Source organism: Shewanella sp. Isolate7, from assembly GCF_022398425.1.
Lineage (GTDB): Bacteria > Pseudomonadota > Gammaproteobacteria > Enterobacterales > Shewanellaceae > Shewanella.
Genome location: NZ_JAKEVJ010000034.1, coordinates 1 through 14,168, shown reverse-complemented (window position 1 = coordinate 14,168; position 14,168 = coordinate 1). Strand labels below are relative to the sequence as shown.

At 54.0% G+C, this 14,168-nt stretch carries 11 protein-coding genes; 10 read left to right on the top strand and 1 reads right to left on the bottom strand.

The annotated features are described in order from the left end of the window. Positions 1–6 precede the first annotated feature (6 nt). The 8 genes from murD to lpxC all read left to right on the top strand — a co-directional run bounded on the left by murD (position 7) and on the right by lpxC (position 9,545). On the top strand, positions 7–1,338 hold the full coding sequence (murD, locus tag L1D47_RS10415) for a UDP-N-acetylmuramoyl-L-alanine--D-glutamate ligase (RefSeq protein WP_239884644.1): 1,332 nt from the start codon (positions 7–9) through the stop codon (positions 1,336–1,338). Then, a complete protein-coding gene (gene ftsW / locus L1D47_RS10410) occupies positions 1,331–2,545 on the top strand; it encodes a cell division protein FtsW (protein WP_239884642.1) in 1,215 nt (404 codons plus the stop codon). The genes murD and ftsW overlap by 8 nt, the downstream gene beginning before the upstream one ends. Then, positions 2,546–3,640: an undecaprenyldiphospho-muramoylpentapeptide beta-N-acetylglucosaminyltransferase gene (murG, locus tag L1D47_RS10405; protein ID WP_239884640.1), complete on the top strand. Its 1,095-nt coding sequence runs from the start codon at positions 2,546–2,548 to the stop codon at positions 3,638–3,640. Further along, complete coding sequence (gene murC / locus L1D47_RS10400; RefSeq protein WP_239884638.1) at positions 3,633–5,087, top strand: UDP-N-acetylmuramate--L-alanine ligase; 1,455 nt, start codon at positions 3,633–3,635, stop codon at positions 5,085–5,087. The genes murG and murC overlap by 8 nt, the downstream gene beginning before the upstream one ends. 143 nt (positions 5,088–5,230) lie before the next feature. Next, the gene (locus L1D47_RS10395) at positions 5,231–5,995 is read left to right on the top strand and encodes a cell division protein FtsQ/DivIB (RefSeq protein WP_239853275.1); all 765 of its coding nucleotides are present in this window, start codon (positions 5,231–5,233) and stop codon (positions 5,993–5,995) included. A 3-nt stretch (positions 5,996–5,998) separates the two neighbouring features. Continuing rightward, positions 5,999–7,234 carry a cell division protein FtsA gene (gene ftsA / locus L1D47_RS10390; protein WP_239884635.1) on the top strand — a complete coding sequence of 412 codons (1,236 nt, stop codon included), beginning with the start codon at positions 5,999–6,001 and terminating at the stop codon, positions 7,232–7,234. Between the two features lie 34 nt (positions 7,235–7,268). After that, on the top strand, positions 7,269–8,444 hold the full coding sequence (gene ftsZ / locus L1D47_RS10385; protein WP_041509011.1) for a cell division protein FtsZ: 1,176 nt from the start codon (positions 7,269–7,271) through the stop codon (positions 8,442–8,444). A gap of 180 nt (positions 8,445–8,624) precedes the next feature. Further along, the gene (lpxC, locus tag L1D47_RS10380; RefSeq protein ID WP_239884634.1) at positions 8,625–9,545 is read left to right on the top strand and encodes a UDP-3-O-acyl-N-acetylglucosamine deacetylase; all 921 of its coding nucleotides are present in this window, start codon (positions 8,625–8,627) and stop codon (positions 9,543–9,545) included. A 3-nt stretch (positions 9,546–9,548) separates the two neighbouring features. On the opposite strand, the gene L1D47_RS10375 is transcribed toward lpxC, so the two are convergent. After that, positions 9,549–10,004: a DciA family protein gene (locus L1D47_RS10375; protein WP_239884632.1), complete on the bottom strand. Its 456-nt coding sequence runs from the start codon at positions 10,002–10,004 to the stop codon at positions 9,549–9,551. A 27-nt stretch (positions 10,005–10,031) separates the two neighbouring features. Here L1D47_RS10375 and L1D47_RS10370 point away from each other — a divergent pair, with 27 nt between their 5' ends. Next, positions 10,032–10,931: a M23 family metallopeptidase gene (locus tag L1D47_RS10370; RefSeq protein WP_239884631.1), complete on the top strand. Its 900-nt coding sequence runs from the start codon at positions 10,032–10,034 to the stop codon at positions 10,929–10,931. Between the two features lie 58 nt (positions 10,932–10,989). Next, on the top strand, positions 10,990–13,713 hold the full coding sequence (secA, locus tag L1D47_RS10365) for a preprotein translocase subunit SecA (RefSeq protein WP_239884629.1): 2,724 nt from the start codon (positions 10,990–10,992) through the stop codon (positions 13,711–13,713). Positions 13,714–14,168: the final 455 nt, after the last annotated feature.

Here is a 14,168-nt window from a genome sequence, read left to right as displayed (position 1 = left end):
GACGCCATGGCGAGTCAGTACACGCACATCGTTTTAGGATTGGGAGCCACTGGGCTCTCGGTGGTGCGTTATTTAATCAAGCAGGGCATTACGCCGTTGGTGATGGACAGTCGTGAGAATCCGCCGGGTCGTGAGACCCTGAGCCAGGAGTTTCCCGAGGTGCTATTGCTCACCGGCGGCTTCGATTGTCGCTACCTGGTGCAGGCCAGTCAGATAGTCGTTAGCCCAGGCATTCCGCTGGATACCGCCGAGGTGCGCGCGGCAGTGGACATGGGGATCGATATTGTCGGCGACGTCGAGCTATTTGCCAGAGCCTTGCAGGGCCGTGAGCCCTGCGTCATAGGCATTACCGGTTCTAACGGCAAGTCGACCGTGACCACACTCGTGGGTGAGATGGCGGCTAAGGCGGGCATTAAGGTAGCTGTGGGTGGCAACATCGGTGTGCCTGTGCTGGATCTGCTCGAGGGTGATAATGAGCTGTTCGTGCTTGAGCTGTCGAGTTTTCAGCTTGAGACTACGGCTAGCCTCAATTGCATCAGCGCCACCTGTCTGAATATCAGTGAAGATCACATGGACAGGTATTCGGATCTTGAGAGCTATCGTCAGGCCAAGCTGCGTCTGTATGACCAGACCAAGCTGGCGATCTTCAATCGTGACGATCTGCTGACCCGCCCCAACGAGCCGATGAACCAGAACAGTTTCGGCCTCTCTCTGCCCGAGGGCGACGAGTGGGGTGTTAACCATGGCATCTTAGTGCATGGTTCGACCGAATATGTCGCCGCCGATCAGGTCGCGCTGGTAGGTAGCCACAATCAGGCCAACTTGCTGGTTGCCATGGCCCTGGCCGATAGCGCTGGCGTGGAGAAGGCGGCCATGGTCGAGGTGGCAAAACAGTTTAAGGGGCTGGCACATCGCTGCGAATTGGTGGGTAAACACCTGGGCGTGAGTTATGTGAACGACTCCAAGGCGACCAATGTGGGCGCGACTATAGCGGCCCTGCAGGGGCTGAGTGAGCATCAGGGGCAGATTATTTTAATCGCCGGCGGTGACGGTAAGGGCGCCGACTTCTCGGCGCTGCGCAGTGTGCTGCTGGATGTGGCTCAGGTGATCACCCTGGGCAAGGATGGCGACAGGATCGCCGAGCAGTTTGATGGCGCCATTCGCGTCGAGTCGATGCAAGAGGCGGTGACTCAGGCGGCCAGCTTGGCCAAGCCTGGCGACCTCGTCTTGCTGTCACCGGCCTGTGCCAGTTTGGATATGTACGCCAACTTCATGGCCAGGGGCGATGATTTTCGCGCCCAGGTGGCCGCGTTGGCCCAAGAGGTGATGCATGCGTAGCGACGAGCGTCAACTAAGCCTGTTTGGTAGCTCCCTTAGCTGGTCGCTGCCGAACCTGTTTAGTCAACGCGAGGCGCCGGGCATGCAGCTCTATGATAGAGCCCTGCTGTTTGCGGTCATCTCTTTAATAAGTTTCGGCTTCATCATGGTGATGTCGGCCTCTATGCCTGAGGCCACGAGTCTGACGGGGAATCCTTACCACTTCGTGTGGCGCCATGTGGCTTACCTGGTGGGCTGCGCCCTGATTGCCGCCGTGGTGTTGCAGATAGAGATGCGTAGCTGGCAGCAGCTGAGCCCGATCATGCTGCTCGTCGTGGGTATTATGTTGGTGGCGGTGCCGATCGTCGGGACCACGGTAAACGGCGCAACCCGCTGGTTGTCGGTTGGCCCTATTCGTATTCAGGTCGCCGAGTTGGCCAAGTTTGTCTTTGCCGTGTATATGGCTGGCTATCTGGTGCGTCGTCATCAGGAGGTTCGGGAAAACGCCAAGGGTTTCTATAAGCCGATTGCCGTGTTTGCCGTGTATGCCTTCCTGATCCTGCTGCAGCCGGATCTCGGCACTGTGGTGGTGCTGTTTGTCGGCACTGTGGGTCTGTTGTTTTTAGCCGGTGCAAGATTGCTCGACTTCTTCGCGCTGCTCTTGACCGGGGCCATGGCCTTCGTCGGCCTGGTATTGCTGGAACCTTACCGTATGCGACGGGTGACCTCGTTTCTGGATCCCTGGCAGGATCCCTTCGGTAGCGGTTATCAGCTTACCCAATCGCTGATGGCCTATGGCCGCGGCGACTGGTTAGGACAGGGCTTAGGTAACAGTATTCAGAAACTGGAATACCTGCCCGAGGCCCACACAGATTTTATCTTCGCCGTGATCGGTGAAGAGCTTGGCTTTCTCGGCATTATTGCCGTGTTGTCGGTTTTGCTGTTTGTTGCCCTGAGGGCGATTAAGCTGGGCAACTTGTGTTTGCTCGGTGACAGGGCATTCGAGGGCTATCTGGCCTATGCCATCGGCATCTGGATCTGTTTCCAGACCGTGGTCAACGTGGGCGCCAGCATAGGCATGTTGCCGACTAAAGGTTTGACCCTGCCCTTTATCAGCTACGGTGGCAGTAGCCTGTGGGTGATGACGGCGGCGGCAATGATATTGATCCGTATCGATCATGAGAGAAGATTAAGCCTGATTCAGGCGGTACAAGGCAAGGTGAAGTAGATGGCGCTAGAGAAACGTATTTTGATCATGGCAGGTGGCACGGGCGGACACGTGTTCCCGGCGCTAGCCGTGGCCAAAGCGTTAGCCAAACAGGGCTGGCAGGTACGCTGGCTGGGCACCGCCGATCGTATGGAGGCGCGTCTGGTGCCTCAACATGGTTTCGATATCGATTTCATCGATATCAAGGGGGTGCGTGGCAACGGCCTTATCCGTAAGCTCGCGGCGCCCTTTAAGATCTTGCGTTCCATCATGCAGGCGCGTGAGGTGATCAAAGAGTTTAAGCCCGATGTGGTGCTGGGCATGGGCGGTTTTGCCAGTGGCCCGGGTGGAGTTGCCGCCAAGCTAAGCGGTATTCCCTTGGTGCTCCATGAGCAAAACGCCATCCCAGGCATGACCAACAAGCTGTTGTCGCGTATCGCCAGCCGTGTGCTGTGCGCCTTCGAGAACACCTTCGAGGGCAGTGCCGAGGTGGTGGGTAACCCGATCCGCAGCGAGCTGATTGCCCTGGGGCGTAGCGAGCAGACAAGTGTTCAAGACGATGCGCTGCGGGTCTTGGTGGTCGGCGGTAGCCTGGGGGCCAAGGTATTTAATGACCTGATGCCAAGCGTGACGGCTGCGGTGGCGCAGCATCACTCGATCACAGTATGGCACCAGGTGGGTAAGGGCAATCAGGCGCAGGTCGAGGCGGAATATCTTCAGCTGGGACAGTCCGGCAGCGTCAAGGTGGCCGAGTTTATCGATGATATGGAAGCGGCCTATCGCTGGGCCGACGTGATTCTGTGCCGGGCTGGCGCCCTGACTGTGTCAGAGGTGGCGGCGGTAGGCTTACCGAGTCTTCTGGTGCCTTATCCCCATGCGGTGGATGATCACCAGACCAAGAATGCCCAGGTCTTGGTGGAAGCGGGCGGCGCATTTTTGCTGCCACAGACAGTATTAGATAGTGAAAAATTGATCAGCAAGTTGCAGATCTTGGCGTCAGACCGTAAGGCCCTCATCGAGATGGGGCTGCTGGCCAAGAGTGTTGCTGTGTTAGATGCCACAGAGCGGGTCGCCGATGTGTGTATCGCGCTGGCAAGTAAGGAAAAAGATGATTAAAACCGAAGAGAAGTACGCCCAATTAAGAACCATCATTCCAGAGATGCGTCGCGTCAAGCGGATCCACTTTGTAGGGATCGGCGGCGCGGGTATGGGCGGTATTGCCGAGGTATTGGTAAACGAAGGTTATCGTCTTAGTGGTTCCGACATCGCCGAGAACGCCGTGACGGCGCGTCTTAAACGACTCGGCGCGGCGATCTTTATCGGTCACCATGCCGATCAAGTTGAAGGCGCCGATGTGGTGGTGGTTTCCACGGCTATCGATGCCAGTAACCCAGAGATTTTAGCGGCGCAGGAGCGACGCATCCCCATAGTTCGCCGGGCAGAGATGTTGGCCGAGCTGATGCGTTATCGCCATGGTGTGGCGGTGGCCGGTACTCACGGCAAGACGACCACGACCAGCCTTATCGCCAGCGTCTATGGTCAGGCAGAGCGGGATCCTACCTTCGTGATCGGCGGTCTGCTTAACAGTGCCGGCACCAATGCCCGCCTGGGTAAGAGCCGTTACCTGATTGCCGAGGCGGACGAGAGCGATGCCAGCTTCCTGCATCTGCAGCCCATGGTGAGTGTGGTGACCAACATAGAAGCCGACCACATGGATACCTATGAGGGGGATTTCGAGAAGCTGAAATCCACCTTTGTCGATTTCCTGCATAACCTGCCCTTCTATGGGGTGGCCGTGGCCTGCATCGACGATCCTGTGGTGAGAGAGATACTGCCACGCATCGGCCGTAAGGTCGTGACCTATGGTTTCAGCGATGATGCCGATGTGCAGGCGCTTAACTTCGAGCAGCAGGGCTACAGTTCACGCTTTACCGTGCGCCGTGAAGGCATGACGGATCTGGAACTTCGGGTTAACCTGCCGGGTCGTCACAATGTGCTCAACGCCCTGGCCGCGATTGCCGTGGCGACAGAAGATGAGATTGAAGATGAGGCGATCATCCGCGCCCTGGATGAGTTTCAGGGCATAGGTCGTCGTTTCCAGCAGCTGGGTGAATTTATCACGGTCGCGGGCGAGGTGATGCTGGTCGATGACTATGGTCATCACCCCAGCGAGGTGGCGGCAACCATTAAGGCAGCACGTTCCGGCTGGCCAGACAAACGTCTGGTGATGATCTATCAGCCCCACAGATATAGCCGCACCCGAGATCTCTATGATGATTTTGTCGAGGTCTTGGCCCAGGTAGATTGCCTGCTGTTACTCGATGTCTATAGCGCCGGAGAGGCGCCTGTGCCGGGGGCGGATAGTCGTGCCCTGTGCCGCTCGATTCGCCAGCGTGGCCAGATAGATCCTATCTTCGTGGCCGAACCTGAGCAGCTACGGACGATTCTGCCTGGTGTGTTGCAAGAGGGCGATCTGCTGCTGACTCAAGGGGCCGGCAATATCGGCGCAGTGAGTCGTCAACTGGCCGATGCCGGGTTGCAGTTTGAGTCGGAAAACCAATGAGGTTGAGGGCATCTGGCCCTGGCCTCGATGAAGCTTTTGACGCTAGAGGTGAGGTAGTTATAATGGCCGGTTCCTTACGACTGCCCTCTGGTAGTAAGTTGATTGATTTTTATACATTAAATGATGCGTTAGGGCGATAAGCAGTGTCCTTAAGAGAGCTAGGTAGCCGTTGGAAAAGTAGGTTGGGACAGGTCGATTGGTACCTGTGTTTCGGCTTGATTTTTCTTTTCCTGGTGCTGTGTGGCTTGTCGATGGGAGGCTGGAAGCTACACCTGGTGTTGAACGATGCCGATGCCCTGCCTATCGAGGCGGTGGCGATAAAGGGTGACAGGCAGTTTACCAGCGATGCCGAGATACGCAGTGCGCTGCAGGATCTGATGCAGAGAAGCTTCTTCTCGGCGGATGTGAACCAGGTGCAGCAGGCGCTGGAGAATCTGCCCTGGGTCTACCACGCCTCGGTACGGCGCGAGTGGCCTGCAAAGTTGAAGGTGTATCTGGTGGAGCAGACACCGGTCGCCCACTGGAACGAGACAGATTGGCTCAACGAGCAGGGGCAGGTGTTTAAGGCGCCGCTGCGTGAGGGCATAGGCCAGTTACCCAATCTGGTCGGCCCGGAAGACCAGGCGAAGTCAGTGTTGACTAACTATCGCCAGGTGAGTGAATTATTGAAGATCAACGGGTTCGATCTGGCCCGTTTAGAGTTAAGCCCCAGACATGCCTGGCTAGCCGTGCTGGCCAACGGCATAGAGTTGAAGCTGGGAAGGGAAGATAAGATGGCAAGGGTGCAGCGCTTTATCCATGTGTATCCCACATTGGTGAAACAGGATAAGCCCGTTGCCCGAGTCGATTTGCGCTACGATACCGGATTGGCCGTAGGTTGGGATGAAGCACAAGATGAGAGCCGTTAATTAATGACCAAGAATCAAGATAGAAATCTGATCGTTGGATTAGACATAGGAACGTCCAAAGTTGCTGTGATCATCGGTGAGGTATTACCCGATGGCGATATCAGTGTGGTCGGCCTCGGCAGTCACCCCTCTCGCGGCATGGATAAGGGCGGGGTGAACGATCTCGACTCTATCGTGCGTAGTGTGCAACGTGCACTGGATCAGGCCGAGTTGATGGCCGACTGTCAGGTGGCTTCGGTCTACCTGGGGATCTCGGGTAAGCATATCCAGTGTCAGAACGAAAACGGCATGGTGTCGATTAATGACGAAGAGGTGACTCAGGAAGACGTGGACAACGTTATCCATACCGCCCGCTCGGTGAAGATCCCGACGGAGCGCCGTATTCTGCACGTTTTGCCACAAGAGTACGCCATCGATGTTCAGGACGGTATCCGCAGCCCCATAGGTATGTCGGGAATGCGTATGGAAGCCAAGGTGCATATCGTTACCTGCGCCAACGACATGGCCAAGAACATTACCAAGAGCGTCGAGCGTTGTGGCCTGAAGGTCGATGACCTGGTGTTTTCGGCGATCGCCTCGGCAGATGCCGTGCTCACCGATGATGAGAAAGATCTGGGTGTCTGTCTGGTCGATATGGGCGGTGGCACCACAGATATCACCATCTACACCAATGGTGCCCTGCGTCACTGCGCCGTGGTGCCTGTGGCGGGCAATCAGGTGACCAGCGATATCGCCAAGATCTTCCGCACGCCGTTGTCACACGCCGAGCAGATCAAGGTGCAGTACGCCAGTGCCAGAAGCGCCATGGTGAGCCGCGAAGACAGCATCGAAGTGCCATCAGTGGGCGGACGCCCATCGCGCACCATGTCGCGCCATACCTTGGCCGAGGTGGTTGAGCCTAGGTACCAGGAGCTGTTTGAGCTGGTGCGTAAAGAGTTGCGAGACTGCGGTCTGGAAGATCAGGTCGCCGCCGGTATCGTGCTGACAGGTGGCACTGCCTCTATCGAGGGGGCGGTAGACGTCGCCGAGGCGACCTTTGGCATGCCTGTCAGAGTCGCCGAACCACTGCCGGTGAAAGGATTATTTGAATATGTGAACCAACCCATCTACTCCACGGGTGTTGGGTTGTTACATTATGGTGCAAGACGAGTGCTCGAGCGACAGTTCGAGCGCCCAGAGCGCCAAGGGGTGACCAGCCTTTGGAATCGGGTCCAGAGCTGGTTTAAGGGTGAGTTTTAAGGTTAATAACGCAGACTAAAACGGAGAAAAGACCATGTTTGAGATCATGGATAGTCATTCCGATGAGGCGGTGATCAAGGTCATCGGCGTCGGTGGCGGTGGTGGTAACGCCGTCGAACATATGGTGAAACACAATATCGAGGGTGTTGAGTTCGTTGCAACCAATACCGATGCCCAGGCGCTACGCAAATCGGCGGCGGGCACCACCATTCAGTTGGGTCGTGATGTCACCAAGGGCCTTGGCGCAGGCGCCAACCCAGAGATAGGTCGCCTGGCGGCCGAAGAAGACAGAGAGAACATCCGCAGCGCGATTAAGGGCTCGGACATGATCTTTATCGCAGCCGGTATGGGTGGTGGTACGGGTACAGGTGCCGCACCTGTCGTGGCCGAGATCGCCCGTGAAGAGGGGATCCTCACCGTTGCCGTGGTGACTAAGCCTTTCCCATTCGAAGGCAAGAAGCGTATGTCTTATGCCGACCAGGGCATCGAGATGCTGGCCAAGCATGTGGACTCGCTGATCACCATTCCAAACGAGAAGCTGCTTAAGGTCCTGGGCCGTGGCACCTCATTGCTCGACGCCTTCGCAGCGGCGAACAACGTGTTGCTTGGTGCGGTACAAGGTATCGCCGAGCTGATCACCCGTCCGGGTCTGATTAACGTCGACTTTGCCGACGTTAAGACTGTGATGTCTGAGATGGGTAACGCCATGATGGGTACTGGTGTGGCGAGCGGTGAAGATCGCGCCGAAGAAGCCGCCGAAGCTGCCGTGGCCAGTCCGTTGCTGGAAGATATCGATCTGGCTGGTGCCCGTGGCGTATTGGTGAACATTACTGCCGGTATGGACATGAGCATCGAAGAGTTCGAGACAGTGGGTAATCATGTTAAGGCTTATGCATCAGACAACGCGACTGTGGTTGTGGGTGCGGTTATCGACCCAGAGATGAGCGATGAGCTGCGTGTAACGGTTGTGGCAACCGGTATCGGCGCCGAGAAGAAGCCTGATATTCAATTGGTTTCTAAGCCTGCGCCACGCCCTGAGCCAGCGCCAGCACCTGAGGTTAAGATTGAACTTCCAGTGGAAGAAGCTGTCCCACAGGCAATGGGAGCGGGCAATGTTGTGCAGGTAGCACAACCTGCTGCGGCTGCCGCGCCTAAGAGTGACCTTGATTACTTAGATATACCGGCATTTTTGCGTAAGCAAGCTGACTAGTCTTCGGGTAGGAGTGTGCTAGTCGGTGCCATATACCAGGATGTGGTACGACGATTTTCGTCGGTAATATTTTGGTGAATTGGCAAAGATATGCTAGCATGTCCGACCTGCTGCGCCCTTGTGCGCCGCTTTGCTGTGCAGAAATAAACGCTTTTTTGTTGTGATATAACGGGTAACTAAATGATTTTTCAAAGAACTGTTAAAGAAATGGTTAAGACCACCGGTGTCGGATTGCATTCCGGTAACAAGGTGACTTTGACGATCAAACCCGCGCCAGTTAATACAGGGATCGTGTTGGTACGTACCGACTTGACGCCAAGCGTGGCCATTGCCGCCAAGGCGGATCAAGTGCGTGAGACGACCATGTGTACGGCGCTTGTGAATGACGAAGGTGTTCGTATCTCGACCATTGAGCATCTGTTTGCCGCACTGGCAGGTTTAGGCATAGACAACGCAACAATCGAAGTCGATGCCCCTGAGATCCCTATTATGGATGGCAGCGCCAGCCCTTGGGTTTTCCTGCTGCAATCTGTCGGCATTCAGGAGCAAACCGCAGCAAAGAAATATCTAAGAATCAAGCGCCCCGTGCATGTTGAAGACGGTGATAAGTGGGCCGAACTGCGTCCATTCAAGGGCTTTAGAGTCGATTTTGCGATCGATTTTAACCACCCTGAGATCGCCAGAAGTCAGCAGCACATGGTGATGGATTTTTCCTCTTCTGCCTTCGTGCGTGATATCAGCCGTGCCAGAACCTTCGGGTTTATGCGTGACATCGAATATCTGCGCGCCAACAACCTGGCGTTAGGTGGCAGCATGGAAAACGCCGTTGTGCTTGATGAATATCGCGTCCTCAACCCCGATGGTCTGCGTTATGAGGACGAGTTTGTTAAGCACAAAATTCTCGATGCGTTCGGTGATCTCTATGTCGCCGGTCACGCTATCGTCGGTGAATTCCGTGCGTTTAAGACAGGGCATGCGCTGAACAATCAGCTAGTTCGTGCCCTGTTAGCCGAGCAAGATGCTTGGGAATTGGTAAGCTTCGAGAAAGAAGAAGAGGTACCAGTCAGTTTCGCCGTACCAGCCGGTGCGGTAATGGCGTAACGCCTATTTGGATTGCCTTGAACGGCTGGCTAAAGCAGCCAGCCGTTTTAGTTTTTGGCCTAGGGAACCTTCTATATGCTCGGCCAAGGCGTCGATATGCGCCGCAGCGGTTTCGCTTATCTGGTTGTGAGCCTGCTTTGATTTTGTCTCATACATTTTCAGGCTTGGGTTGACTTTAACCTCGATAGCGGACAGCATGGGGAGCGTTTCGGCTTGTAACTGTTGCAAAATCTTGGGTTTTTGAAAGTTTATTCTCGCAGCCCATGCGGCGGTACTGGTTTCGATAACGAGCACACCTTGACGGAAGTTGGCGACTTTTAGTTGTTCCGTGACAGGACCTGTGATCACCTGTTTTACATGATGATCCAGATGAAGCAGTAGTTCTGCTTTTTCGGCGATAGAGGGCAATTGACCCTGCTGAAGCAGTAATTGACTGAGGTCCTGCGGGGGCTTTTTCATAACATAATAAAATGGCTTAATGAGGCTATGAGTGTAACAGTTTTTATTCAAGGTCGGAATGGTGCGACGCGCTGGCAGCCGGGTAAGCGTTGGCTATTATTACCGGTTTTGCTTATTGCCGCAGGCACTGGCTTATATCAGCATAACGCCAAACAAATTCAGCAACAGCAGGCCAGCGTCGATAACGAACGTGTCGCTCGTGAAGAGCAGAAGAACGAGCTTATCGAACTCAAAGGCGCGACCGAATCGCAACTGGCGATCTTGGTTACCCATGTGGCAAAGATGCAGGCTAAGGTGGCTCGTCTTGAGGCCTTGGGTCAGCAAGTTGCAAAAGATTACAAACTCGAAGATCAATTCGATTTCTCTTCTGAAGTCGGTGTTGGCGGCCTGAGCGAACTGGGCAGCAACATCGAACTCGATCAGCTTATCCAGGAGATGGATAGGCTAGTGTCACGAATAGATAACAATAATGTTCAATTATCACTACTTGAAACGGTGACATCTAATCTCCATATAGATGAAGAACGTTATATCTCGGGGCGTCCCATCCAGAAAGGTTGGTTATCTTCGCCCTACGGTTTACGCAATGATCCCTTTAACGGCCGCAGAACCATGCACAAAGGCATAGACTTTGCTGGCAAAGAGGGAGCCGATGTTGTCGCCACCGCGGGCGGCGTCGTAACATGGGCAGGCAATATGTTTGGTTATGGTGAGTTGGTCGAGATAGATCATGGCAATGGTCTGCGAACTCGCTATGGACACAATAAGTCTTTGTCAGTAGCTGTAGGTGATGTGGTCGCAAAAGGCGAAAGTATTGCCAAAATGGGGAGTACGGGTCGTTCGACCGGTCCCCATGTGCATTATGAAGTGTTGCGTGGTGGACAGCAGATAGATCCTAAGAAGTATGTCTACCGCAAGGCAGGTTAAACTAAAATAGGCTTTTAGACTCGACAGGGACTTAGCCAACAACATAAAAGTGGTTCAGATGTTTGGTAAATTACTGACAAAAATATTTGGTAGTCGTAACGATCGCACCCTAAAAACTCTCGGTAAGATTGTCACAAAGATTAATGCCCTCGAAGCGGATTTTGAGAAGTTATCCGACGAGGAACTCAAGGCCAAGACGGCCGAGTTTAAGGAGCGATTGGAATCGGGCCAGACGCTGGACGATGTCATGCCAGAAGCCTTTGCCGTGGTACGCGAAGCCTCTAAGCGTGTGTTTGAGATGCGCCACTTCGACGTGCAGCTGCTTGGTGGTATGGTGCTCGACAGTAACCGCATCGCCGAGATGCGTACCGGTGAAGGTAAGACGCTGACCGCAACACTCCCCGCCTATTTGAACGCCCTGACCGGCAAAGGGGTTCACGTGATCACAGTGAACGACTACCTTGCCCGTCGCGATGCGGAAAACAACCGTCCCCTATTTGAGTTTCTGGGCATGACTGTCGGCGTGAATATCGCCGGTATGGGTCAGGCCGAGAAGAAGATGGCCTACGCGTCAGATATTACCTACGGTACTAACAACGAGTTTGGCTTCGATTACCTGCGTGACAACATGGCGTTCTCGCCGAACGAGCGCGTGCAACGTCCGCTGCATTATGCACTGATCGATGAGGTCGACTCGATTCTGATCGATGAGGCGCGTACGCCACTGATCATCTCGGGCGCCGCAGAAGACAGTTCTGAGCTGTATATCAAGATCAACACTCTTATCCCTCACCTTATCCGTCAGGAGAAGGAAGATACTGAGGAAGAGATTGGTGATGGCGATTACTCTATCGATGAGAAGGCCAAGCAGGTTCACATGACCGAGCGTGGTCAGGAGAAGGTTGAAGTTCTGCTGACCGAGCGCGGTATGCTGGCCGAGGGTGACTCACTCTATTCGGCAACTAACATCTCGTTGCTGCACCATGTTAACGCGGCGCTACGTGCTCATACCCTATTTGAAAAAGATGTTGACTACATAGTTCAAGACAACGAAGTGATCATCGTTGATGAACACACGGGTCGTACTATGCCGGGTCGTCGTTGGTCAGAAGGTCTGCACCAGGCGGTAGAAGCCAAAGAAGGGGTTCATATTCAAAATGAAAACCAGACTCTGGCGTCTATCACCTTCCAGAACTTCTTCCGTCAGTATGAAAAGCTGGCCGGTATGACGGGTACCGCCGATACCGAAGCGTTCGAATTCCAACACATTTATGGTCTGGATACCGTGGTGATCCCGACTAACCGTCCTATGGTGCGTAAAGATCACGCGGATCTTGTCTATCTGACGGCGGAAGAGAAATACGATGCCATCATTAAAGACATCATAGATTGTCGTGACCGTGGCCAACCAGTATTGGTAGGTACTGTCTCTATCGAACAGTCTGAACTGCTTCATAGCCTGCTGAAGAAGGCTAAGATCCCTCACGAGGTACTTAATGCTAAGTTCCACGAGCGCGAAGCAGAGATCGTTGCTCAGGCGGGTCGCAGTGGTGCAGTAACCATCGCAACTAACATGGCCGGTCGTGGTACCGATATCGTGTTAGGTGGTAACTGGAACATGGAGATCGATGCGCTCGACAATCCAACCGCCGAACAGAAGGCTAAGATCAAGGCTGATTGGCAAGTGCGCCACGACGAAGTGGTTGCCGCAGGTGGTCTGCATATCCTAGGCACCGAGCGTCATGAGTCGCGTCGTATCGATAACCAGCTTCGTGGCCGTTCAGGTCGCCAGGGTGATGCAGGTTCATCACGCTTCTATCTGTCGATGGAAGATAGCCTGATGCGTATTTTCGCCTCTGAGCGCGTTTCATCTATGATGAAGAAGCTTGGTATGGAGAAAGGCGAGGCTATCGAGCACCCTTGGGTATCACGTGCTATCGAGAATGCCCAACGTAAGGTTGAGGCCCGTAACTTCGATATTCGTAAGCAGCTGCTTGAATTCGATGACGTGGCAAACGATCAGCGTCAGGTAGTCTATGCCCAGCGTAACGAGTTGATGGATGCCGAGAGCATTCAAGACACTATCGTTAATATCCAGGCTGATGTGGTTAACGGTCTTATCGATCAGTACATTCCACCACAGTCTGTCGAAGAGCTATGGGATGTCGCCGGCCTCGAGACGCGTCTCGAGCAAGAGTACGCCCTAAGAATGCCTGTCCAGGAGTGGTTGGATAAGGAAGACGATCTACACGAAGAGACGCTGCGTGAGCGTATCGTCGAGATGTGGGTGAAGGCATATAAGGCAAAAGAAGAGATGGTTGGCGCTCAGGTGTTACGTCAGTTCGAGAAAGCCGTCATGCTGCAAACGCTAGATGGTCTCTGGAAAGAGCATCTGGCCGCAATGGATCACCTGCGTCAGGGCATTCACCTACGTGGCTATGCGCAGAAGAATCCTAAGCAGGAATATAAGCGTGAGTCGTTCGAGCTATTCCAGCAGATGTTGGAAACTTTGAAGCATGACGTGATTAGTATTCTCTCTAAGGTACAGGTTCAGGCTCAGTCTGATGTCGAAGAGATGGAAGAGCGTCGTCGCCAGGAAGAAGCCAAGATGCGTCGCGACTATCAGCACGCAGAAGCTGAAGCTCTGGTCGGTGCAGAAGAGGCACAAGCCTTGGCCGCGACTCAGCCTGTAGTGCGTGAAGGTGAGAAGGTTGGCCGTAACGATCCTTGCCCTTGTGGTTCGGGTCGCAAGTATAAGCAGTGTCACGGCAAGTTAAGCTAATAATATAGTAAGTGGTTAGCTGAACTTAGCCATGCATATTAAGAAGCCATCCTAAGGATGGCTTTTTTGATCCCCTAAATCCGTTGCCTCTAAGGCGAAGATGGCACCTAAATAGCGATATTTGTGGATAACTTTGGGGGTAAATGGTGTGTATGATGTGACTATCTAAAAAGATCGAAAAAAGTCTGATTTTTCTTAAAAAACCACTTGCGCCCAAATCAGAACTGCCTATAATGCGCATCCACTGACACGGCAAAGCAGATAACGCAGCGTCGAAACACTTGGTAGCTAAGGCGATAGGGTGGTCAGTCACTGAAAAGTGAAGCCTCAAAAAGTTTGCAAAAACTGCTTGACGCGAACAAGGGATTGCGTAGAATACGCAGCCCTAGCCACTCGGAACTACCGAGATGTGCAAATGCTCTTTAACAATTTATCAAGTAATCTGTGTGGACACT

What these genes read in the sequence shown, in the direction of transcription:
- murD (WP_239884644.1), top strand. Translation starts at nt 7, where the DNA reads ATGGCGAGTCAGTACACGCACATCGTTTTAGGATTGGGAGCCACTGGG.
- ftsW (WP_239884642.1), top strand. Translation starts at nt 1,331, where the DNA reads ATGCGTAGCGACGAGCGTCAACTAAGCCTGTTTGGTAGCTCCCTTAGC.
- murG (WP_239884640.1), top strand. Translation starts at nt 2,546, where the DNA reads ATGGCGCTAGAGAAACGTATTTTGATCATGGCAGGTGGCACGGGCGGA.
- murC (WP_239884638.1), top strand. Translation starts at nt 3,633, where the DNA reads ATGATTAAAACCGAAGAGAAGTACGCCCAATTAAGAACCATCATTCCA.
- ftsA (WP_239884635.1), top strand. Translation starts at nt 5,999, where the DNA reads ATGACCAAGAATCAAGATAGAAATCTGATCGTTGGATTAGACATAGGA.
- ftsZ (WP_041509011.1), top strand. Translation starts at nt 7,269, where the DNA reads ATGTTTGAGATCATGGATAGTCATTCCGATGAGGCGGTGATCAAGGTC.
- lpxC (WP_239884634.1), top strand. Translation starts at nt 8,625, where the DNA reads ATGATTTTTCAAAGAACTGTTAAAGAAATGGTTAAGACCACCGGTGTC.
- L1D47_RS10375 (WP_239884632.1), bottom strand. Translation starts at nt 10,004, where the DNA reads ATGAAAAAGCCCCCGCAGGACCTCAGTCAATTACTGCTTCAGCAGGGT.
- L1D47_RS10370 (WP_239884631.1), top strand. Translation starts at nt 10,032, where the DNA reads ATGAGTGTAACAGTTTTTATTCAAGGTCGGAATGGTGCGACGCGCTGG.
- secA (WP_239884629.1), top strand. Translation starts at nt 10,990, where the DNA reads ATGTTTGGTAAATTACTGACAAAAATATTTGGTAGTCGTAACGATCGC.